The organism is Pseudostreptobacillus hongkongensis (assembly GCF_001559795.1).
GTDB classification, from domain to species: domain Bacteria; phylum Fusobacteriota; class Fusobacteriia; order Fusobacteriales; family Leptotrichiaceae; genus Pseudostreptobacillus; species Pseudostreptobacillus hongkongensis.
Map to the genome: position 1 here is coordinate 14,346 of NZ_LOHY01000096.1, position 24,983 is coordinate 39,328.

General features: G+C 24.8%; 23 protein-coding genes. All 23 read right to left on the minus strand.

Going from position 1 to position 24,983, the window contains the following annotated elements; translation table 11 throughout:
• Positions 1-3: 3 nt before the first annotated feature.
• On the minus strand, positions 4-2,817 hold the full coding sequence (gene uvrA / locus AYC59_RS05125; RefSeq protein ID WP_066895881.1) for an excinuclease ABC subunit UvrA: 2,814 nt from the start codon (positions 2,815-2,817) through the stop codon (positions 4-6).
• 164 nt (positions 2,818-2,981) lie between these two features.
• Positions 2,982-3,902 (minus strand): DMT family transporter, encoded by a 921-nt coding sequence (locus AYC59_RS05130; protein ID WP_415635715.1) that lies wholly within the window; start codon positions 3,900-3,902, stop codon positions 2,982-2,984.
• On the minus strand, positions 3,903-4,502 hold the full coding sequence (gene ruvA, locus AYC59_RS05135) for a Holliday junction branch migration protein RuvA (RefSeq protein ID WP_066895884.1): 600 nt from the start codon (positions 4,500-4,502) through the stop codon (positions 3,903-3,905). It lies immediately after the preceding gene.
• Positions 4,495-5,265, minus strand: a complete 771-nt coding sequence (gene murI, locus AYC59_RS05140; RefSeq protein ID WP_066895887.1) for a glutamate racemase — start codon at positions 5,263-5,265, stop codon at positions 4,495-4,497. The genes ruvA and murI overlap by 8 nt, the downstream gene beginning before the upstream one ends.
• Before the next feature lie 10 nt (positions 5,266-5,275).
• Positions 5,276-6,151, minus strand: a complete 876-nt coding sequence (locus tag AYC59_RS05145) for a DNA polymerase III delta subunit-related protein (protein WP_066895890.1) — start codon at positions 6,149-6,151, stop codon at positions 5,276-5,278.
• Positions 6,152-6,390: 239 nt separating this feature from the next.
• Positions 6,391-6,594 (minus strand): hypothetical protein, encoded by a 204-nt coding sequence (locus AYC59_RS05150; RefSeq protein ID WP_245620662.1) that lies wholly within the window; start codon positions 6,592-6,594, stop codon positions 6,391-6,393.
• A gap of 83 nt (positions 6,595-6,677) precedes the next feature.
• Entirely contained in the window at positions 6,678-7,145 is a 468-nt protein-coding gene (locus AYC59_RS05155) for a hypothetical protein (RefSeq protein WP_066895892.1), read from the minus strand.
• A 10-nt stretch (positions 7,146-7,155) separates the two neighbouring features.
• Positions 7,156-8,199: a rod shape-determining protein gene (locus tag AYC59_RS05160; RefSeq protein WP_066895896.1), complete on the minus strand. Its 1,044-nt coding sequence runs from the start codon at positions 8,197-8,199 to the stop codon at positions 7,156-7,158.
• Positions 8,200-8,202: 3 nt separating this feature from the next.
• Complete coding sequence (gene cysS, locus AYC59_RS05165) at positions 8,203-9,576, minus strand: cysteine--tRNA ligase (RefSeq protein ID WP_066895899.1); 1,374 nt, start codon at positions 9,574-9,576, stop codon at positions 8,203-8,205.
• A gap of 11 nt (positions 9,577-9,587) precedes the next feature.
• Positions 9,588-11,927 carry an endonuclease MutS2 gene (locus AYC59_RS05170; protein WP_066895902.1) on the minus strand — a complete coding sequence of 780 codons (2,340 nt, stop codon included), beginning with the start codon at positions 11,925-11,927 and terminating at the stop codon, positions 9,588-9,590.
• A 12-nt stretch (positions 11,928-11,939) separates the two neighbouring features.
• Positions 11,940-12,566, minus strand: a complete 627-nt coding sequence (locus tag AYC59_RS05175; RefSeq protein WP_066895904.1) for an MBL fold metallo-hydrolase — start codon at positions 12,564-12,566, stop codon at positions 11,940-11,942.
• Between the two features lies 1 nt (position 12,567).
• The gene (locus AYC59_RS05180; RefSeq protein ID WP_066895937.1) at positions 12,568-13,380 is read right to left on the minus strand and encodes a mechanosensitive ion channel family protein; all 813 of its coding nucleotides are present in this window, start codon (positions 13,378-13,380) and stop codon (positions 12,568-12,570) included.
• Between the two features lie 26 nt (positions 13,381-13,406).
• Positions 13,407-14,507, minus strand: coding sequence for a redox-regulated ATPase YchF (gene ychF / locus AYC59_RS05185; RefSeq protein ID WP_066895906.1), 1,101 nt, complete (start codon positions 14,505-14,507; stop codon positions 13,407-13,409).
• Entirely contained in the window at positions 14,504-15,058 is a 555-nt protein-coding gene (locus AYC59_RS05190; protein WP_066895908.1) for a uracil-DNA glycosylase family protein, read from the minus strand. Before AYC59_RS05190 ends, ychF begins: the two co-directional genes overlap by 4 nt.
• A gap of 9 nt (positions 15,059-15,067) precedes the next feature.
• On the minus strand, positions 15,068-15,826 hold the full coding sequence (locus AYC59_RS05195) for an MBL fold metallo-hydrolase (RefSeq protein ID WP_082752695.1): 759 nt from the start codon (positions 15,824-15,826) through the stop codon (positions 15,068-15,070).
• A gap of 106 nt (positions 15,827-15,932) precedes the next feature.
• On the minus strand, positions 15,933-17,114 hold the full coding sequence (locus AYC59_RS05200; protein ID WP_211260012.1) for a GTPase: 1,182 nt from the start codon (positions 17,112-17,114) through the stop codon (positions 15,933-15,935).
• Positions 17,115-17,129: 15 nt separating this feature from the next.
• Positions 17,130-18,023, minus strand: a complete 894-nt coding sequence (gene xerA, locus AYC59_RS05205) for a site-specific tyrosine recombinase/integron integrase (protein WP_066895916.1) — start codon at positions 18,021-18,023, stop codon at positions 17,130-17,132.
• A gap of 8 nt (positions 18,024-18,031) precedes the next feature.
• Complete coding sequence (gene topA / locus AYC59_RS05210) at positions 18,032-20,317, minus strand: type I DNA topoisomerase (protein ID WP_066895919.1); 2,286 nt, start codon at positions 20,315-20,317, stop codon at positions 18,032-18,034.
• Between the two features lie 20 nt (positions 20,318-20,337).
• Complete coding sequence (locus AYC59_RS05215) at positions 20,338-21,090, minus strand: tetratricopeptide repeat protein (RefSeq protein ID WP_066895922.1); 753 nt, start codon at positions 21,088-21,090, stop codon at positions 20,338-20,340.
• Between the two features lie 13 nt (positions 21,091-21,103).
• Entirely contained in the window at positions 21,104-22,486 is a 1,383-nt protein-coding gene (asnS, locus tag AYC59_RS05220; protein WP_066895926.1) for an asparagine--tRNA ligase, read from the minus strand.
• A gap of 72 nt (positions 22,487-22,558) precedes the next feature.
• Positions 22,559-23,680, minus strand: a complete 1,122-nt coding sequence (locus AYC59_RS05225) for a cysteine desulfurase family protein (RefSeq protein WP_066895929.1) — start codon at positions 23,678-23,680, stop codon at positions 22,559-22,561.
• Between the two features lie 57 nt (positions 23,681-23,737).
• Positions 23,738-24,490 carry an META domain-containing protein gene (locus AYC59_RS05230; protein ID WP_066895932.1) on the minus strand — a complete coding sequence of 251 codons (753 nt, stop codon included), beginning with the start codon at positions 24,488-24,490 and terminating at the stop codon, positions 23,738-23,740.
• A 105-nt stretch (positions 24,491-24,595) separates the two neighbouring features.
• Positions 24,596-24,721: a hypothetical protein gene (locus tag AYC59_RS08220; protein ID WP_281177381.1), complete on the minus strand. Its 126-nt coding sequence runs from the start codon at positions 24,719-24,721 to the stop codon at positions 24,596-24,598.
• Positions 24,722-24,983 lie beyond the last annotated feature (262 nt).

Here is a 24,983-nt window from a genome sequence, read left to right on the forward strand (position 1 = left end):
CTCCTACTTAATATATTTTCTTAAAAATTTTGCTGTATGTGATTTTTTACTTTTTGCAACTTCTTTTGGTGTACCTTCTACAACAATTTTTCCACCTTTATCTCCACCTTCAGGCCCTATATCGATAATATGATCTGCTGTTTTGATAACATCTAAATTATGTTCAATAACAACAACACTATTACCATTTTTCACTAATCTATCAAGTACCAATAATAGTTTTCTAACATCTTCAAAATGTAATCCTGTTGTTGGTTCATCTAAAATATACATAGTTCCCTCTTTAGTAACTTTAGAAAGTTCCGTTGCAAGTTTAATTCTTTGTGCTTCACCACCTGATAAAGTTGTAGCTGGTTGACCAAGTGAAATATAGTCCATACCTACATCTATAAGAGTTTGTAATTTTCTTTTTAAGCTAGGTATTGCTTCAAAAAATTCATAAGCATCTATAACACTCATATCTAAAACTTCTGCTATATTTTTACCCTTATATTTAACTTGTAATGTTTCCTTATTATATCTCTTACCTTTACATAATTCACATTCCACATAAACATCTGGTAAAAAATTCATTTCTATTTTATTTATACCAGCACCACTACACATTTCACATCTTCCGCCTTTAACGTTAAATGAAAATCTTCCTTTATCAAATCCATGTATCTTAGCATCATTAGTTTCTGCAAATATACCTCTAATATCATCAAATATCTTAGTATATGTGGCTGTATTTGAACGTGGTGTTCTACCTATTGGACTTTGATCTATATTTATTACTTTAGATACCTTATCTAGTCCTTCTACCTTTTTATATTCTAAAGGAAACATAGTTCTCTCATTTAAATGATTATGTAGTATAGGATATAGAGTTTGATTTATTAAGCTAGATTTACCCGAACCACTAACACCGGTTACTACTGTAAATATACCTAAAGGTATTTTTAAATCAACATTTTTTAAATTATTTCCACAGCAACCTTTAACACATAAATAATCTTTACTTTCACGTAATTTATCTTTAGGTTTAATCTCTATTTCTTTATTTAAATATTTTGCTGTTAAAGATTCTTTAGATTTCATAACTTCTTTTGGAGTTCCTTTAGCTATTATACTACCTCCAAACTTCCCAGCACCTATACCTATATCTATTAAATAATCTGATTCAAGCATAGTATCTTCATCATGTTCAACAACTATAAGAGTATTACCTAGATCTTTAAGTTCCTTAAGAGTTGCAAGTAATTTATCATTATCTCTTTGATGAAGTCCTATACTGGGTTCATCAAGAACATATATTACTCCTGTTAATCTTGAACCTATCTGTGTTGCAAGTCTTATTCTTTGAGATTCTCCTCCAGATAATGTTTTAGTCATTCTTGAAAGAGATAAATATTCAAGTCCAACATTAGTTAAAAATGATAGTCTATCCCTTATTTCCTTTAATATTTCTTCTGCAATTTGAGATTCCTTATCTGTAAGAACCAAATTATTAAAATATTTTAAAGATTCTACTATACTCATATTAGTAACATCAATTATACTCTTATCATTAATTGTTATAGAAAGTACTGTATCATTTAATCTTTTACCCTTACATGTACTACATTCTGTATCAATCATATATTTATTTTCTATTTCTTCTTTTAAAGAATCACTCATTGAATCTTTATGACGTCTTTTAGTATGTGCAATTAATCCCTCAAATTTTTTATATCCAGAAAATTGATATTCTCTAGTATTTATTTCAAATGGAAATTCTTTATCCGATCCATTATATATTAAATCTAGTTCTTTTTTAGTTAGATCTTTTACAAGTTTATTCTTATCTATGCCAACACCATCAAGGAATGCTATAAATAATCTCCAAGTCCAAGAATTTTTACTCGCTCCTCCAACTATACTCATACCACCTTCTTCTATACTTATATCTGGATTAACTATAAATGCTTCTTTATTTACTTCAAATGATGAACCAAGTCCATTACAATCAGGACATGCTCCAAATGGTGCATTAAATGAAAATAATCTTGGATTTATTTCTGGAAAAGAAACATCTGGATGATTAGTACATACAAAATTTTCGCTAAATTTATAATCTTTATCATTAATATTAACAATTAAATTACCTTCACCATTTTTAATAGCATTTGTAATTGCTTCATTTATTCTTGATTCATTTTCTTTTTTAAATACTATTCTATCTGTTATAAGTTCTATATTATGTCTTTTATTTTTATCTAATTCTATTTCATCATCTAACTCTAATATATTGCCATCTACTCTTACCCTTAGATATCCTTGTCTTGATAAATTGGTAAATAAATTTTTAAAAGTCCCTTTTTTATCACTTACAAGAGGTGCAAGGAAAATAAGTTTATCTTTTTCATTACATTTAGATAGTATTTCATTAGTTATTTCTTCTATACTCTGTTTTTTTACCTCACTTTTACATATAGGGCAATGTGCATGTCCTATATGTCCCCATAAAAGTCTCATATAATCATAGATTTCAGTCATTGTACCAACAGTGGATCTAGGATTTTTTGAAACAGATTTCTGCTCTATAGAAATAGCTGGAGATAATCCCTCTATACTATCAAGTTCAGGTTTTTTCATTTGTCCTATAAATTGTCTTGCATACGCTGATAGACTCTCTACATATCTTCTTTGTCCTTCTGAGTAAATAGTTTCAAATGCAAGTGATGATTTACCACTACCACTAACACCAGTTATTACAACAAATTTATTCTTAGGTATATCTATATCAAAATTTTTAAGATTATGCTCCCTAGCTCCTCTTATTTTTATATATTCCATTCTTACTCCTATTCATATTTATACATTTAATTTTACCATTTTATATTATTTTTTACAATAAAAAAATGGATACTTAACTAAGTATCCATAATAGGAAATAATATAAACATAGTAACCTGTTTATATTAAATATATATTATCATATTTTTATTTAAATTACAGGTTTATTTTTCATTATTTAAATTTAAATATACTATAGTAACAAGTAAAACTAATCCTGATATAAGTCTTACTGGATCTAAATAATTAGCATTAACAAACATATCAAGTACTACTGATGTAAGTGGAAAAGCTAATTCACATATAGTGGCATAAACGGCACTAGTTCTAATTAAACCATTATAGTATATTCTAACTGCAACCATTCCCCAAACAGCGATTATTACCGCAAGCACCAATATATATTTATTATCACGTACATATGTAACTGATTCTATTGTATTTCCTAAATCTAATATTAACATAACTCCTGTTATAATAGTTGTTAATAAAAATCTATAAAATGTTGATGTACTTGCAGATAAATTAAGTGAAACTTTTCTTCCAAATGTTGTAGAAATCCCAAAACTTATAGCTGCAACAAGTGAAAATAAACAAGCATATAAAGATTTAACTTCAAGATTAAATGGATTACTCAATCCAAATGTTAAAAAGTATAATGAAATTATTGCTATTACAAATACTTTGTAAAATCTTTTACCTGGTTTTTCTTTTAAAATTATATATGCAGATAATATTGCAAATATAGGTTGAGATTTTTGTATTAATATAACTAAACTATAAGGATTATACTCACTTAATTTTAATGCCTGAACTATAGATAAAGTTCCTATAGTTCCTCCAAATAAAGCTATAAGTAATAGATAAAATAAATCACTTTTTGAAATATTTTTAAAATTTAAGTATTCTTTATAATTTGTAACACTCATTATAAGAGTTGGTATAAGATGAGCCATAAATACTATTAATACCACATTAAATAAACCATAAGTAAAATATCTTGGTGTAAATAACACACCATCAACACCCCACATCATTGCCCCTATAACAACTAAAATCCATCCTAAATTTTTCAATTTTATCACCTATTTCTTCTTTTTATTTATATTTAATAATGCAAGTTTTATTAATGCTTGCATATCCATTTCTTTTATTTCATCATCTGTTATAAATGATGATACATTAATTTTTTCATATCCTAAAGATTCTAAAGCTAATCTTAAGTTTTCTTTATTATTTATTATTTCTAATAAATCATCTGAACCTATAGTATCTATTTTAAGGTTATTTAATTTATCTGTTAAATCAATAATTAATTTTTCTGCTTTTTTAATTCCTATTCCAGGAACTTTAGACAATTCTTTTGCATTCTTTGATGCAATGATTCCAGCAAGTTCATTATGAGTAAAAGTAGAAAGTATAGCTATAGCCTTTTTAGCCCCTATCCCACTTATAGATAAACATTCTTTAAATATTTCTCTCTCAAGTTCAGTTTTAAATCCAAAAAATGATATATCATCTTCAGATACCTTATTATATATATATAATTTTTCTTTTTCACCTATAGAATTTAAAGCTTCATAAGTTTTTAAAGATACATTTACTTTAAAGCCTATCCCATTTATATCTATAACTACATAAGCTAAATTTTTAATAGTTAAAATCCCTTCTAAATACTCATACATTTATATTACCTCCATAAATATTTGCATCTTCAATACCAAATATTTTTTTAATATTACTTCTAAATTTATCTTGACTTCCTGAAATATAGAATTCTACTTTACCTTTTTTATTATTTCTATCACTAATATATTTTTCTAACTCATCAACAATTTCAAATGATGAATTAACTATTTCTATATTAGGATATTTAGTTGATATTGAATTTTCTATAGTAGAATAATGTGTACACCCTAAAATTAGAGATTCAATTTTATCTTTCATATTATCAATATATACATTACATAGTTCATCTATAATCGGACCTTTTGTTATTCCTTCTTCTATAACTGGTACAAATAAAGGAGTTGCTTTACTAATTAGATTAATATCTTTATTTCTATTTTTTATAGCCTCAAAATATTTATTTGAATTAACAGTAGAACTTGTTGCAATAAGTCCAACATTATTATAATTTTTACTTATCAATTTATCTACAACCGGATCTATAGTTCCTATTATAGGTAAATTAAATTCATTCTTTAATTCATCTAAAGCTAAAGATGTAGCTGTATTACAAGCTATTAAAATTACACTTACTTCCTTATCAATTAAAAACTTAACTATTTCTCTAGAATATGTAAGAATTTGTTCTTTAGTCTTCTCACCATACGGAAGTCTTAATGTATCTCCAAAAAATACTATATCAATATCTGGATATTTATATCTAACTCTATTTAAAACAGTTACCCCACCTATTCCTGAATCAAAAATACCAATTTTCATTTCTGCTCCTTTAATTAGAAAGAATATTTATAAATAGAAAGAATATCAATTTAATATTTACATTAGAGTTTATTCCCATTTTATATTCTATTAATCTTTCTATTTTTTCATTTTTAAGTCTATTTTGAGCCTTTAATATACAAGAATTTATAACATTATACATTCTTTCTCTTGTAATTTTGTTAACTTTACTATTAGATATTAATTCTAATAACCTATCTTTTAGTATAATAGTTTCTTCATTTTTCATAAACTTTAATTCTTTAACTAAAAATTCAATAACACGTTCATACTTTATTCTATTAATTAAATTTTCTTCTATGTAATAACTATTTAAATAATCTAATAACTCATCAATGTTATTTACACTATATTGCTCTATATCTATATTAGATTCTAAAAATTCTTTTAAATATTCTATATCATACTCAAAAAATTCAAACATAATTTTATTTAAATTTAATAACTCAACAGGAATATTTTTAGTCAAATTTATTTTAATAGTTCTTGATTTGATAGTTTCTAGTATATCCATTCTTTTAGTTAAAAGTATAAAATAAACATTTTTAGGTGGTTCTTCTATTATTTTAAGAAGACCATTTAATACTTCTTTTTTAGCTTTTTCTATATTATTTATTATATATACTTTTCTTTTAGATATATAAGAACTTTCGTGAGCATTTAATATTAAATCTCTTACATCATCTATCTTTATATCTTCATAATATTTTAAATCTGGATTTGTTATTATATTTTTGCTATTATCCTCAAGTAGTAATCTTGCAAATTCTAAAGATTTATTATATAAAGAAATTCTACCATCAGAATAAAATAAAAAACTAGATGAATCTTTAAGATTTTGCATTTCTCTTTCAAAATCATTCATAAATATTATACTTCCTTTCAAGTACAAACATATATATATTTTACATTATTTAGATAAATAATTCAAATAAAATAAAATATGCACTATTTAAAATGCATATTCTATTTTTAGTATTATTCCAATATTTAAGTTAAAATATTTATAAATATATCTAATCAAAATTATTAATTATACTATTTCTTAATTTTATTTTCTAAGTTCTTAATATCTTTTAAATTTAATCTTTCAAGTGATAATAATTATGATCTTCCAAACTTTATAAGCTCTATCATTCTTTCCTTTTGTTCTATACCTTTTCCAATTAACACTGCATTATAACTTTCTATATTTGCTAGAACTAATAGCTCATTTAAACTTGCATAATCTCTCATATTACCCTTTAAATCTGGATTTTCTTCATGCCGATCTTTAGATTGCTTATTAAACAATACAATATTAAGCATATATTCTACCCCCATATATATTAAAGAAACTAAAAAATGAGGACTTAAAATATTATTTTTATTAAGTCCTCATAAATATTGATCTACTTTTCTATATCATCAACTTCTTCTAATTCTTTTTCTTTAGGGCCTATAATTTCATCTAATTCTTTAAGAACTAAATACCTAGAACTTACGAATAAATAAAGGGTTAAAATAAAGAATAAAACAATACCTACAGCACTTTTAATAGATTCAAATATTACCCCTGGTAATAGTAATTCTATATTCCAATAATAATATGTTAATACTAATAAGACCCAACAAATAAGTGTTAAATAAAAAGATTTAGTATTATACTTAAATCTTACAAGCAACATCATTATTGTACCTATCATACCTACCATATGTATAGCTATTAATGGTAAAAATAGAAAAAGAATATATATCCACCCATATGGAACTGCTGCTTCATTTGGTGAATCACCTACATCTATATGTAATAAACCATAAATAATACTAAATAAATTTGCTATAAACATTATTCTTGAAAAAAATTTATATGTACGCATACCTTACCTCTTAATTTTCTCTCATTTGTAATGTTTTTAATAAGTTCTTATTATCAAATGCTTTTCCTCCACCAAGAACTACAGAATCTAATGGATGATCTGACAAGTAAACTTTTACTTTAACTTCTTTTTCTACAAGTGCCGGAAAATCTTTTATCATAGATCCTCCACCTGTCATTACTATACCATTATCTAGGATATCTGCTGATAATTCAGGAGGTGATTTTTCTAGAACTTCTTTTGTTGCATTTATTATGTCATATAAAGAATTTTTAATAGCTTCATACACTTCATTTGAATTTATTTCTAATGATACTGGTGTTTGTATATCAAGTTGTCTTCCTTTTATTATCATAGTTTTAGGAATTTCTTCTATCATAGCTGTTGCTAGTTCCTTCTTTATTTTTTCAGCTGTTCTATCCCCTATAAGTAAATTATATTTATTTCTAACATATCTTACTATATCTTCATCAAATCTATTTCCAGCTATTCTAATAGATTTTGATGCTATAACTTCATCAAGTGATAATATGGCAACGTCTGTTGAACCTCCACCTATATCTATAACCATATTACCTGCAGGTTTTGATATATCTATTCCAGAACCTATAATTGCAGCTCTTCCTTCTTCAATTATATATATTTTTTTTGCACCTATAACTGAATCAAATAGTGCCTTTCTTTCAACTGGAGTAACTTCAAGTGGTACACATATCATAACTTCTGGTTTAAATATTGAGCTACCATATATTTTATACATGAAGTTTGAAAGCATTTCACGAGTTGCATCTAAATCTGCAATAACTCCATCTTTTAAAGGTTTAATTGCTTCTATACTATCTGGCGTTTTACCTAACATTTCACGTGCTTCATGACCTACAGCTATAACTTTACCTGTTTTTTTATCACGGGCTAAAACTGAAGGTTCATTTAAAACAATTTTATTTTCTTGTTTATCATAAATTAAAATGTTCGCTGTACCTAAATCTATAGAAATACTCTTATTAACCCTTAAAGATCTAAAGAGTCTTTTAAAAAAATTGTTTTCTTTCATCAATTATTTCACCTTTCCATCTATTGATTTAATTCCAAGTTTAGCAAGTTCATCACGAATTAGATCTGATAATTCAAAATTTCTATTTTTTCTTGCCTCTTCACGAATATTATTTAATAATTCTATTAATTTTTCTTCAAGTTTATTATTTTCATTTGTTTTCATTTTAACTCCTAAAACTTCTTCTAAATAATACTTTATTTTTTCTACAACATAATCTATTTCTTTAAAACTATCTATAGTAATAAGTTTATTAATCTTTTTAATAAACTCATGTATGGATGCTATTGCAAGTGGTGTATTTAAATCATCTTCTATAGCATCTTTAAACTTTTCCTCAAATTCAATTATAGCATTTCTAGCTTCAATATTACTATTAGAATCTTTTTCAAGTTTAGCATATCTTTCTAAAGTATCATATATAGAAGAAATTGTTCTTTTTGCAGCATCTAGCCCTTCTAAAGTAAAATTAATAGGTTTTCTATAATGTGTAGATAACATAAATAGTCTAATAATAGAACCATCATATTTTTCTAGTATATCTCTAAGTAGTTTATAGTTACCTAAAGATTTACTCATCTTTTCACCATTTATTTCTAAAAAACCATTATGCATCCAATAATTTGCAAATTTATTTTCTCCATGACAGCTACATCTGCTTTGAGCTATTTCATTTTCATGATGTGGGAATAATAAATCAATTCCACCACCATGTATATCAAAATTATTACCTAAATATTTTTTACTCATAACGCTACATTCAATATGCCATCCAGGACGACCCTTAGACCAAGGTGAATCCCAATAAGGTTCTCCCTCTTTCATTTTCTTCCAAAGAGCAAAATCAATTGGATTTTTCTTATTTGTATTTTCTTCTACTCTAGCTCCAATTTCTAAATCTTGAATTTTCTGATTTGAAAGTTTTCCATATTCAGAATATTTAGATACTTCAAAAAATACATCTCCCATACTTTCGTATGCGTATCCTTCATCAATTAAATTTTGTATCATTTCTATTATTTCAGGCATATTTTCACTAACTTTAGGTCTTTTAACATCTTCTAATATATTTAAATTAGAAATATCTTCTAAAAATGCCTTTATATATTTTTCAGATAATTCATTAAATTTAATATTTAACTCATTACTTCTATTAATTATTTTATCATCAATATCAGTAAAATTTTGAACAAAATTTATTTTATAACCTAGTGATTTAAAATATCTAGCTAGTACATCAAATAAAATTATAGGTCTTGCATTACCTATATGGATATAGTTATATACAGTTGGTCCACAAACATATATACTCAAATTATTTGGTTTAATTGGTTTAAATTCTTCTAATTCATTAGTATAACTATTATATATTTTCACTTTATCCTCCTTTATTTTAATGTAACTATAGTTGCACCTAATCCACCTTCACTAGGTAAGGCATTGGTAAATTCCTTAACATATACTGATTTTTTTAAATATTCATGTATTTTTTTTCTAAGTACCATAGTTCCTTTACCATGTATTACATAAACATTAGTATATCCTGTAAGTATGGCTCTATTGAAATAAATTTCTAATTCTTCTATAGCTTCTTCAGCAGTTTTACCTCTTACATCTATTTCACCTTTTGCACTACTTACCTTAGTACTTACAAATCTATTAATATGATTTGTTTTCTTTTTAGCTATTTTTACTACATCATCTACACTAACTGTTAATTTTAAAATTCCAGCTTGTACCTGTAAAGAATTCTTTTCAGGAATTATTCTAAGTATTTTACCATTTTGATTTAAAGTTTTAATTAATACTTCTTCATTTTCTTCAAAATTAATGTCAGCTTTTGTAACTTTCTTTTCTTTTATATTCTCTTTTTTACTATCTTCTATATACTGACTAATCATATTCATATTCTTTTGAAGTTTTTGAGCATCTTCTTTTTTAACATTATCAGCATTAATTTTATCAACTAAAGCCTTTGCTTTATTTTGCATATTTTTAACATAATCCTGTGCTTCTTTATATGCATTTTTTAGAATTTCATTCTTTTCTTTTTCAAATTCATTTATTTTATTTTCATATTCTAATTTTTCATTTGCAAGTTCTTGCTTTAAATCTTCAACTTCCAAATTCATTTTTTCTAATTTTTCATTTTGTTCTTTTATAGAAAGTAGCATCTGTTCAACTTTTTTACTATCTTCACTAATATATGATTTAGCCTTTTCTATAATATTTTCTCCTATACCATATTTAGAGGCAATAATAAGTGCATTTGATTCTCCTGGAACTCCTATTATTAATCTATATGTAGGAGATAATGTTTTAACATCAAATTCCATAGATGCTGATTTTATACCTTCTGTAGAATATGCATGTGCTTTTACTTGACTATAGTGTGTTGTAATTATTGCCTTTATTCTTTTTTCTAGGATATAGTCAATTATAGCCATAGCAAATGCTGAACCTTCACTAGGATCTGTTCCGGAACCTAATTCATCTAATAGTATTAATGATTTAGATGTTGCATTATTTAATATTTCTGATATAGATTTAACATGCGATGAAAAAGATGATAAGTTTTGTTCTATACTTTGTTCATCCCCTATATCTGATAATACATTATCAAACATTCCTACTACAGACTTCTCACTTGCAGGTATTGCAAGTCCAGATAATGCCATAATAGATAACAATCCTGCAACTTTTAAAGTAACTGTTTTACCACCAGTATTTGGTCCTGTTATTAGTATAATCTTATCATTTTCATCAAGTTCAAAAGATATTGGAACAACCTTTTCATTATCTATTAAAGGATGTCTTGCATCTATTAAACTTAGTTTTATACTATTTTGTATTTTAGGAATATTCCCTTTTATATCTATTGCATATAGAGTTTTAGCATTTAGAAAATCTAATCTTTCTAATGTATATATTATATTTTCAATATCATCTAACTTTGTTTTTAAAATTTCAGTTAATCTAAGTAATATTTTTCTTACTTCTTCTTTTTGACGAGCTTCATATTCTCTTAATTTATTATTTAAAGAAACAACATTTAAAGGTTCTATAAATGATGTTGATCCTGTTGAAGATCTATCATGTTCTATACCTTTTATCAATCCTTTAAAATCCGTTTTAATAGCTATAACATATCTTTCATTTCTTTTTGTTATTACCTTATCTTGAATAGCTCTTTGTGTATCTTTATTATTAATTAAATTATCAAATTTTTCTTTAATATTAGAATATATTATATTTTTTTGTTTCATTATATCTTTTAAAGCAAGAGATGCATCAGGCTTTAAATTTCCATTATCATCTATGACTTCGTTAATATAGTCTTCTATATCTTTTAAATCATTACTATCTTTAAATATATTCCATATACTCTTATACTTGTCTCTTACATTTTTAGCTCTTGATTTAGAAATTCTAAATACTATTAAATTTTTTCTTAATTCATTTAGATCCTCTAATTCTAGATAATTCCCAAGTATAGAAATAGATTTTAAATATCTTGATATATTAGATATATTTTCCAAACTAAATCCACCATCAAACTTATAGAAATCTATCATATCATTTAATAATAGTAATTCTTTATCAAGTTCTGATTTATCTTTATATATTTTTAAATCTATATATTTTTCTTTATTTATTTCTAATATTGAATAATCTATAAGTTTATTCAATATTTTATGAAATTCTAAAACTTCATATCTATTTTCCATTTTAATCTCCTTTTATAGCGAAGAATAATACATATTATATTCATTACCTATAGTAGTTGTATCACCATGTCCTGGATAAACTACAGTTTCTTTACCGAGTTTAAGTAATTTAAGCAAAGAATCATTCATATCTCTAAAATTACCAGTTGGTAAATCAACTCTACCATAAGTTCCTTTAAACATAGTATCCCCTGAAATCAAGGTATTTTCATCTTTTGAATAAAGACATATACCACCTTTTGTGTGTCCTGGAGTATGTATTATTTCAAATCCTTCAAAACTTTCTCCTGGAATTAATTCTACAACATTAGTTTTACTTAAAGATTCTTCTAATTCTGTTTGATTTAAATCACTATAAAATAGCAATGAATATCTAGGATTGTATAAAAATTCCTTTTCTATATTTGATATATATACATTTACATTTTTATACTCTAATATCTTAGGTATACCTATTATGTGATCATAATGTCCATGTGTAAGAACTATTCCAGATATATTAATTTTATTTTCTTCTAAATATGTTATTAAATTCTTCATTTCAATATTTCCTGGATCTATAACATAATATTTATCATTAATTTCTAATAAATAAGTATTACTTGTAGTATCTATATTGTTAAAAGTTTTAATTTGCATCTTAATTCTCCTTATACAAATGTATGTCAATTTGATTAAATGGTATATTTATTCCAGCATTATCAAACCTAATTTTAATTTGTTCTAAAATAAATAATTTAGCAAGCATATAGTTTTCTGGTAATACGTATACAAAAACACTAAAATTCATAGATGATGCGGCAAATTCTGTAAGTCCCACTAAATGTTTAGCATCTTTAATTATATATTCGCAATCATTTAATATTTCATTTAATATTCTCTTTACATCTTCTATATTAGCTGAATAATCTACTCCTATAACTAAATCTAATCTTCTATTATTTTGAGTTGTTATATTCTTAAGCTCATTTGTAATTATAGATCCATTCGGTATAATAACAATTTCATTTTGAAAATTAACTACTCTTGTATAAAAAATTTCTATTTTAGATACAGTACCTATAAAGTTTTTATACTCTATTACATCCCCAACTTTGAAAGGTTTAAAGAATAAAATTATTAAACCACCAAAAATATTTTGTATAATTTCCTTAAATGCAAACCCTACAACTACAGAAATAGCTCCAATTATTCCAAATAAAGCTGTTAAATTAACTCCTAATAAAAGTAATACTACATATACATATATTATTTGAATTATTACCTTAAGAAATGATTTAACAAAACTTTTAATTCCTTTATCTTTTATGTTAAATAGAAAGTATTTATCTATTATTCCTACAATTTTATTTAATATTTTAGAATACATACTTATTAGTATAAAGGCTAATAATATTGAAAGAACATGCGTTCTAAACCATAGTATTATATTTTTAAATTCTAAAAAATCCATAATTTCATTTAAAATAGTCATATTAATTAAACATTAAATCTGAAGAACATAACATCTCCATCTTTAACCTCATACTCCTTACCTTCAAGTCTCATAGCACCTTTTTCTTTACTTCCTTGCCAACCATTAAATTCTATAAACTTATCATATTCAACAACTTCAGCTCTTATAAATCCTCTTTCTATATCAGAATGAATTTCACTTGCAGCACGTGGAGCAAGTGTTCCTTTTTTTATTGTCCATGCTCTAACTTCTTGAACTCCAGCTGTAAAATACGAAATTAAACCAAGTAATTTAAATCCTACTCTAATGAATCTATTTAAACTAGGTTCTGATATTCCTAAGCTTTCTATAAATTCATTTCTTTCATCTTCATCTTCTATTTCTATTAATTCTGATTCAACCTTAGCTGAAAATGTTACACATTCTGCATTTATAGTTTTAGCATATTCCTTAACTTTTTTAACATAATCATTATCAACACCACTTATTAAATCATCTTCAGATATATTAAGTCCAAACATCATTGGTTTTAATGTTAAAAATTGATATGTTTTAATAAGGTCTAGTTCTTCTTGATCAAAATTATAACTTGATAACATTTTATATTCTTCTAAAACTAACTTACATTTTTCTAAAACTTCTACTAATTTTTTTGCATCCTTATTATTTTTTGCAAGTTTAGAATTTTTATTTATAGCATTTTCAACAGTATCTATATCAGCTAATATTAACTCACTATTTATAATTTCTATATCACGCATGGGATCTACACTACCTTCAACGTGAATTATATTCTCATCATCAAAACAACGAACTACTTGACAAATTGCTATAGTATTTCTAATATTTGCTAAAAACTTATTTCCTAAACCTTCTCCACTTGCTGCACCTTTAACAAGCCCTGCAATATCTACGAATTCTACACTAGCTCCAACAACTTTTTTAGGATTTATAATCTGAGCTAATTCATCTAATCTTTTATCAGGAACTGAAACTATTCCAACATTAGGTTCTATTGTTGCAAAAGGATAATTTGCAGCTTCTGCATTTTGTGTTTTTGTTATTGCGTTAAATAAAGTTGATTTCCCAACATTAGGTAATCCAACTATTCCTATTCCTATCATTTAATACTCCTTAAAACTTCTACAATTTTTGATTTTTCTTCTTTCTTTGCCCTTGTAATATATGATAAATCATATATTGGAATAAGTGCCATATTATTATATTTAAATATTTTTCCCACACTATTATATACATCCACATTAGACTTACTCATATCTAAATTTAAATTATCTGATACTAATACATTAAATACTTCTTGACCTACAGATATTATATATTTAGGATTTACTAACAAAATTTCTGTATGTAAAATATCAAGTAACCCATCTATAGTATTATATCCTATATTAATATAGCCTTTATCTAATTTATACAAAGAAGTTAAGTAAACGTCCGATAATTTTATTCCTATAAAATTTAATATATCTTTCAACTTCTTTCCTTCTTCACTATTTAAAATTTCACCACTTAAAAGAGCTTCCTCTTTAATATCATTTAATATTATCATTATTTCAGCATTTTTATTTCCTTCAGATAATATACTTTTACCTTTTCCTCTATAAGAAATATATGTATCTAATGTTCTTAATTTTAATCCTAGCCTTCTCCACATAATATCCCCTTATATTTCAAAAATACTTGTTATTTTTTCACCAGATACTTCAATATTCAAATTATTAAATTCTGATTTAATATTATTAATCGCCAATGCTTCTATATTATTTTCTTCGCTTAAATGCATTAAAAATACTTTTTTTAATTTATTTGAATAAACTTTCTTTAAAATATTTAGTGCATCTTGATTACTTAAATGACCATACTTACTTTTAATTCTATTTTTTATATCCCAAGGATAACTACCATTCATTAAAAGATCTAAATCATAATTACTTTCAAGAGCTATTACATCAGCATCCATGCAGTTATATAACAAAATTTTACTTACATACCCTGTATCAGTTATATATACAAATTTCTTATTATTCTCTTCAAAACAGTAACCCAAACAATGACTTGCATCATGTTCTAAATCAAAATTAGTCACACAAGCATTATTTAAAAAAACTTTTCTATCATCTAAAATACATATTTTTTCTTTATCAAAATTACCTATTTTATTTTTTAATACTTCAAAAGAATCTCTATGTATATATACTGTAATATCATATTTCCTAAGTATAGGACCTAAAGATTTAACATGATCACCATGTTCATGCGTTATGAAAACAGCATTTATATTCTTTAAATATTCCCCTATTTCTGAAAGTTTTTCTTCAATTTTCTTTAAACTAAATCCTACATCTATTAATATTTTATTACTACCCACTTCTACAAAGGTAGAATTTCCGCTACTGCTACTTCCTAGTATCGCTACTTTCATTTTGTATTCACCGTAGTTGTTTGAATTTTATCTGATATTATATTTAGAGCACTACAATAGCCAAATAATAAAATAAGTGAAACTATTATTATTCTAAAAAATATCTTTACCACATTAAATCACCATCTTCAAAATCTTCCTCATCATCAAAATCTGCATTTTTAGATATGGACTTTCTAACAACTGCCTTAGCATTTTTAGGTTTATATAACTTAAGTTTAATTGGACCTCTTTTAACTTCTATATACCCAAGTCCTGCTATAACTAAATCTTCTAAATCTTCTATTTCAAATGTTTCTTCATCAAATTCATTTTTATTATATTTCTCAAAATTTTCTTCATCTAAAAACTTGAAAAAGTCATTATTATTCCATAATTCCTTTGCTTTTTCTAAATTAGTTAAATGAAATTTAACTTCTTTAGATGAATAAACAGAAACTATAGCAGTATTTTTATCTTCTGGTATAGATAATACTTCAAAATATGCAAGATTTGATAACATAAATACTTGTTTTTCTTTAAGTCTATAAGTTTTTCTTGATATTTCTTTACTAGGAACTAATTTATATGATAAATTTGAATTTAAAAGATCTGATAATCTTCCTTCTGGAATAAGTCCAGGAGTATCTATTATAGTTAATCTATATTCCTTAGTTTGTTTAACATTTTTAGTATTTTTCTTAGTCGTACCAGAAAATTTAGATACTGTAGAGACATTTTTATCTAATAACAAGTTAATTATTCTTGATTTTCCTACATTAGAAACTCCAATTACCGCTATTTTAATATTTGAATCCAAACTTTTCTTTAATATATTTTTAGCAACATATTGTATTTTTCTAAATATACCATTTATTCCATATTTTTTCTCAGCTGATACATAGGCTATATCTACTGGAAATAGATTGTTTTCAGTCATATTATATGTAACCCATTTTGATATTTCTGCTACATGTATATATGATGGTAATAAATCTATTTTATTAATTATAGGAATAAAAGTTTTATCTTCTAATAAATCAATAATTTCATTTGTAAAAGAAGATTCAAAATCTATTATATCAAATATAGGTAAAATTATATCAGCTTCATTTATTGCTTTTTTCACTTCTATTTGATAAAGTTCTTTATCTTCTTCTTTTTCTAAATTTTCACCATAATGCTTTAATCTAAAGCATCTTTTACATATTATATTAGGTGTATTTATCTTATTTTCAGGTATATACCCTTCAAGATTAGGATTTTGTGACTGTAACTTAACTCCACATCCTTTACATTTTTTTTCCATTATTTATCCCCTTATTTATTTGGCAAAAGGATGTGATTTCATATACGCATCCTTTAAAACACTTTTACTTATATGTGTATAAAATTGAGTTGTAGCTATACTACTATGCCCTAATAATTCTTGTACATACCTTATATCTACTCCTTGATTTAAGAGTTCAGTTGCAAAACTATGTCTAAAAACATGTGGTGTAACTTCTTTATTAAGATTTGATTTTTTACCGTAATTAGTAATCAATCTTCTTAATGATCTTGAATCAAGTTTTTCTCCATTTTTATTAACAAACAATATATCTTTTGTATAATTTTTATATTCTTTTTTCTTTCTTTCTATATATTCTAATATATATTTTTTAGCTGTATTACTAAAAAATGTTATTCTTTCTTTATTTCCTTTACCTATTACCCTAATTTCTCTTTCAGAAAAATTAATCATAGATTCATTTAAATCTAGAAGCTCCATAGAACGAATTCCACTTGAATAGAGTAATTCAACTATGGCTCTATCTCTTAAACCTAATATTTTTTCTAAATTTATATTTTCCCTTATTTTATCAAAATCATCTTTAGTTAAATAATTAGGCAATGCTTTTTCAAATTTAGGCGTACTTATATATACTGTTTTATTTTCTTCTATATATCCATTTTCCAATAAATACTTAAAAAACGTTCTTATAGCTGACAATTTTCTATTAATACTTCTTTTATTAACTTTAAGTTCTAAATTTAAATAAGCAATAAATGATCTAAATGTAAATACTTCAACTTCATTAAAATCATTTATTCCTTCATTATTAATTAAATAATCTACAAATTGTTCTAAATCTTTTTTATACGATTTAACTGTATTAAAACTTTTATTTAAAACAACTTCTTGATAATAGATAAATTTTGATAATATACTTTTCATAAAACTCCTTATTTTTTCTTTGTTGAAGTAGTTTTTCTTTTAGTTTTTGTTGTTGCCGTTTTAGCAATTCTTTTAATATTAGAGCATTCAGGATATCCACTACATGCTAAAAACTTTCCATATCTTCCTGTTTTTATAACGAAATCTCTACCACATTTTTCACATTTACCCGCATTTTCTAATATTTCATTATCTTTATTTTGATTTTCTTGTAAAATATCATTTAATTTTAATATTCCATTTTCAACAGCTATACTTGATTTTTTTAGTTTTGCTCTAATTTCTTTACTTAAAGGTTTTCTTAAATTGTCATTTTCATAATCTTCACTTTCTAAATATTCACCAAATCTACCATTTTTAAGTAAATACATCTTTCCATTTTCAGTAAATACATCTGTTTTATAACCTTTTTTATTTTCAAGTAAAACTTCAACCTTATCTTTAATTTCAACAAAATCATTTTTAATATCATCATCATTTATTTCTATCCCTGATATAGATATCTTATCTTTACTATTAAATTCACACACTAAATACTTACCAAAATTACCTGTCTTAAGTAACATTTTACCATTACCATCACTACAAGGCATATCAGTGTATATTATTTTGTTTTTTATATCTTCTTGTATTTCTTTATATTTTTTCATTTCAATTTCTAATTTTTCATAAAATGATTTTAATAATTCTATCCAATTTAATTTACCATTTGCTACTTCATCTAAACTATTTTCCATTTCAGCAGTAAATTTAACATTCATTATCTTTTTAAAATTCTTATCAAGTTCTTGTTTAACTTCTTTACCAAAAGATGTAGGCATAAGTCTTTTCTCTACTACATCAACATAATTTTTACTTTTAATAGCCTCTATTATACTTGCATAAGTTGAAGGTCTTCCTATTCCTAAAGATTCTAATTTTTTTATTAGGGTTGCCTCACTATATCTTGTAGGTGGTTTAGTTTCACCATTTTTAGTTATTAGTTCATCTATTTTATACTCTTTATTCATATCTAAACTAGGAAAATTAAATGTAGATATAGCATCCTCATCTTTATATATTTTATAATAACCATCAAAAGTTATTTTATTTAAAGTTCCTTTGAATTTATATTCCCTATACTCTGCCTTAATTTGTAATTGATCATATTTAACACTAGCAAATTGTGAAACTATAAATCTATCCCAAATCAATTTGTATAGCTTATATTCATCATTTGTTAAAGAACCTTTTATATCTTCTGGAGTTAGTTCAACATAAGTAGGTCTAATCCCTTCATGAGCATCCTGAATATTTTTAGACTTATTAGTCACATAGTAGTTTCCTACATATTCTTTTCCATAATTTTCTTCTATAAATTTCTTAGCTTGTTGTTTTGCATCATCTGAAACTCTTATAGAATCTGTTCTCATATATGTTATTAAACCTTTAGTTTCTCCATTAACATCTATACCTTCATATAGTTTTTGTGCTATTCTCATAGTTTTGGTAGCATTATATCCTAAATATGAAGATGCTAGTTGTTGTAAAGTACTAGTTTTAAATACTACAGGTGGTTTTTGAGTTTTTTTAGAAGTTTTTAATTCTGTAATTAAAACTTCTTTATCCTTTATATCTTTAACCGATTTATTAAACACTGCTTCATCATATATTTTATCTATTTTTTCATCATTAATTTGATATAAATCTAGACTTATATTTTTTTCTATTAATATTCCTAATTCAAAATATTTTTGACTCACAAAATTTTTAATTTCATCTTCTAATTCACATATCAATTTTAAAGCAACAGATTGAACCCTACCAGCTGAAGCATTTTTACCTACCATGGGCCATAATAAAGGTGATATCTTATATCCAACTATTCTATCTAATAATCTTCTAGCTTGTTGTGAATCAACTAAATCTTGATTAATTTTTCTAGGATGTTTTACTGCATTAAAAATTGCTGTTTTTGTTATTTCATTAAATTCTATTCTTCTAACTTTATCACCTTGATCTATATAATTAGAAATGTGCCATGCTATAGCTTCTCCTTCTCTATCTAAATCGGAAGCTAGATATACCTTGTCAGCTTTTTTTGCTTTAGATTTCAAATTATCTAATATATCTTTTTTATCAGAAATAATCTCATACTGAGGTTTAAAATCATTTTTTATATCTATTCCTATTTTCTTTTTAGGTAAGTCTATAACATGTCCAACAGATGCTAAAACTTCATAATTACTCCCCAATATATTTTTTATAGTTTTAGCTTTTGAAGGTGACTCCACTATAACAAGATTTTTTGACATCTATTTCTCCTTTATTTAAACTATTTAGATAAATTTTGCATTGCATTTAATACATTTTGATTATTACCACCGTGATTTATATATGCTTTAAAATACTTTGTTGCATGTGAATTATCTTTTTTAGCTCTATATGATAATGCTAAACCTAATAACGAATTTAAATGATTAGGACTTTTAGATAAAACTCTTTGATATTGTTTTATAGCTATATCATATTTACCTATTAATCTTGCAGATAATGCACTATAGTAAATATTTCTAACATCACTATCTTTCATTCCTAATTTCATTGCTCTTTCATATAGTCCACTTTTCATATATATTCTAATTAAAGAATGTATATTTTCTGAATTTTTTGAAGCTAATGTTTCTTTTTCAAGTCTATCAAATTCTGCATATCTAGAAGCATCATTTATTTCATCACCTGGATAAGCCACTGTTCCATTTGATACACTTTCTAAATCCTCAGTTTTTTCTTCATCTGTTGTAAAGTTTATTTCTCCAGTATTATTATATACCCCTTCAGAAGAAGTATTTGTATTCGCATTTTCTTTTTTAATTTTTTCTTCTATCTTAGATAAAAGATTTTGAAGTGCCTTTCTATCCTCATCTGATATCTCTGTTTTAGAAAGTTCACGACCTTGAGCTAATGCCTCTTGATATTTACCTTTTTGTAATAAAAGATCAATATTTTGTAAACTTTCTAAAAAATCTGCTCTAAGTACAAATGGGAAAAGAAATAATATAAATATTATTTTTTTAATCTTTTTCATATCTACTCCTATTTTAATATTCTAAACTCTTAGTTGTTCTTGGATAAGTTAATACATCTCTAATATTAGATATACCAGTTATATACATTAACATTCTTTCAAATCCTAACCCATATCCTGAATGAGGGAAAGAACCAAATCTTCTAAGATGTAAGTACCATTCATAATTTTCAACATTTAACCCTTTTTCTTTCATTACAGAAACAAGTTTTTCATAATCATCTTCTCTTTGGCTACCTCCTACTATTTCTCCAATTCCTGGTGCAAGTAAATCCATAGCTCTAACTGTTTTACCATCTTCATTAAGTTTCATATAGAATGCTTTAATATCTTTTGGATAATCTGTTACAAATACTGGTTTTTTAAATACAACTTCAGCTAAATATCTTTCGTGTTCTGATTTTAAATCCATTCCCCATTCAACAGGTACAACAAATTCTACTCCTGATTCTTTTAATATATTAACTGCTTCAGTATACGTAATACGCGCAAATTCATTTTCAACTATATTAATTAATTTTTCTTTAATTCCTTTTTCTATAAAAGTATCGAAGAAATCCATTTCAAGTGGAGCATTATCCATTACATATTTTATAATATACTTAATCATTTTTTCTGCAACATCCATGTTATTTTCAAGAGTTGCAAATGCCATTTCTGGTTCTACCATCCAAAACTCTGCTGCATGTCTTGGAGTAAATGATTCTTCTGCTCTAAATGTCGGTCCAAATGTATAAGTATTATGGAAAGCTGATGCAAATGCTTCAACATGTAATTGACCTGTAACTGTTAAATATGCAGGTTTTCCAAAGAAATCTTTAGTATAGTCTATTTTACCTTCTTCAGTTTTATCTATATTATTTAAATCAAATGTTGTAACTTGGAACATTTCTCCAGCACCTTCAGCATCTATTCCTGTGAATAAAGGTGTTTGTACATAAACAAAGTCTTGATCCATAAAGAATTTATGTATAGCATAAGCTAATAATGATCTAACTCTAAATGCTGCATTAAAAGTATTTGTTCTTGGTCTTAAATGTGCTATAGTTCTTAGAAAATCCATACCATGTCTTTTATTTTGTAAAGGATTATCAGAATCAGCTTTATCATAAACACTTATTTCTGTTGCTTTGATCTCATATGATTGACCTTTACCTTGTGATTCAACTATTTGACCTTTAACTTTTATTGATGAATATATAGTTAATTTTGAAATTTCTTCAAAATTATTTAATTTATCTTCAAAAACTACTTGTATTCCTTGGAAATATGTACCATCATTAAATTCAATAAACCCAAAATTCTTTTGAGCTCTTATTTTTTTTACCCATCCATTTAATTCAACTTCTTGTCCTAAATATTCTTTTATATTTAATTGTAATTCTCTTAATTTCATATTTCCTCCTATTTTTTAATTCTATCTTTAATTATACACTATTAGTCCTTTTAATTTCAAGCTTTTAAAGCTTTATTTTATTTTACTAGCAAAAGATAAGAATGGTTTTATTACTTCAAAAAATTTATCTATCTCATCTATAGTATTATATTTTGAAAAACTAATTCTAACTGAGCTTTCTGCAATTTTATCATCAAGTTTTAAAGCCTGTATTATATCACTATGCCCTTTATTTGATGAACATGCAGAACCTGTTGAAATATATATATTCTGACTAGACATATATGATTGTAAAACTTCAGCTTTAACTCCAATAAATGATACATTAATTATAGCTGGTGTTGAATTTACAGGTGTATTTATATTATATTTTTCAATTTCAGATAACTTAGATAAAAAATATTCTTTTAAATTTTCAATATACTCAATATCAGATTTTTCATGAATTTCTATAGCCTTTAAAAAGCCTAAAACTAATTCATGCGGAAAAGTTCTTGGTATATATTTATTAAAATTATTCTCTCCATAAATTTGTTTTTTAATCTTCGTACCTTTTTTTATATACAGAGCACCTATACCTTTAGGTCCATGTATTTTATGTGAACTTATAGATAAAAGATCAACTTTTGATTTTGAAAAATCATGTTCTACATGATTTAATCCTTGTACAAAATCTATATGATAATAAGTATTAAGATTTATTGATTTTATAACTTCACCTATTTCATCCATTTTTTGGATAGTTCCTATCTCATTATTAACTCCTATTATAGAAACAAGCTTGGTATTTTCTTTTATCTTAGATTTCAAATCTTCTATATCTATATTACCAAATTTATCAACTTCTATTTTTTCAACTTCATATCCTTCTTCTTTTAATTGATTTGCAGCTTGGCTTATACTTGGATGCTCTATACTAGATATTAATAAATGTCCTTGTTTATTTGCACGCATAATACTACATAGTGCTAAATTATTAGCTTCTCCACCACCAGATGTAAAAACAAAATCATTACCATTTAAACCAAGTCTTTTATTTAGTACATCAAGTTTTTTAACTAACATTTTTTTAAGTTCTATAGATCCTTTGTATTGTGAATCTATATTAAAATAATTTTCTTCCATATATTTATTTATTTCATTTAAAACTTTTTTATCTACTTTAGTTGTTGCAGAATTATCAAAATATATCATAAATTCCCCTTTCTATACTTTATATTATACATTAATTTCTCTAAAAAAAATAGAGAATCAATTCTCTATTTCAATAAATTTCAATATTTTTCCATCTTTCATAATTAAGTTTAATTCATTAGATTTTAATTCTACCTTTTCAACATTTTTTAAATCCTCAAAATATTCATATTCTAAATTCAATTCTTCTGCTGATGCTCCCACTCTTGTACTTACTACATTTCCTATTTTAAGAACATTATTTTCATAACTATATGATCCAAAATAGTTATTTACAACACTTTTACCATAAACTTCACTATCTTTAAATTCTATATCAACATCATATTTTGAATAAGGTGATGAAACTAATTTATACTTCTTATTTTCAAGTCTAGACATATTTTCAAAAATCAACTTACTTCCATCATTTGATTCAAGTATAAGATCATCATTTTCAAAATATACTTTATTTAAATTTCCGATATGTTTTATAAATTTATCTTCAATTTTTTGTGCCTCTTTGTCTCCTAACATTAAAGTAGATGAATAATTTGATAATACTAACTTACCATTTTTAAAACCATAATTTCCAAAATAGTTGTTAACACCTGAAAAACCACTAAATTCTCCATCATTTGAAAAATTCAAACTAATATTATATTTCATATATTCTTGATTTTTAAGTTTAAAACTTTGACCAATTAAATCATTTTCTTTCAAAGCTATTTGGGTAATATTTTTGTCATTTTTACTTTCTTTATACACATTATACATATTACAAGATACTATAGAAAATATAGCTAATATAACTAATAATTTTATTTTCATTCCATATACTCCTTATTTTTTAATTTATTGTAGCACTTCATCATTTGTTTAATTAGTATTATTACTTTGAATTTAATTTGTAAAACAAAAATAGGGAATCCCTATTTATTTTTTATACTCTTCAAAGAATAATTTTTCTTTTGATATTTTTAATTTAAGCTCATCTAATTTACCAAACAGTATACGATCATCTTCTATAATATACTTACCATAAAACTTATTTACCATCATATATATCATTTTTATTAAACTTAATACCCATTGAATATTTTCTAAATTCTGGATTACTAAAATAAATGTCTTATCTTTTATATTTAATTTTTATATTCATTTCATTTTTAGTTAAAATTGCAAAATATCTAAGCTCACATTTATTACTCAAAAAGTATTACACCATTTTAAAGGCATTAAAGACATTTTATATTCCATTAATTAGCCAAAAAATAATATAAAAGTACTCTAAAAAGATTAACCGGGGCTGTTGCAATAAAAA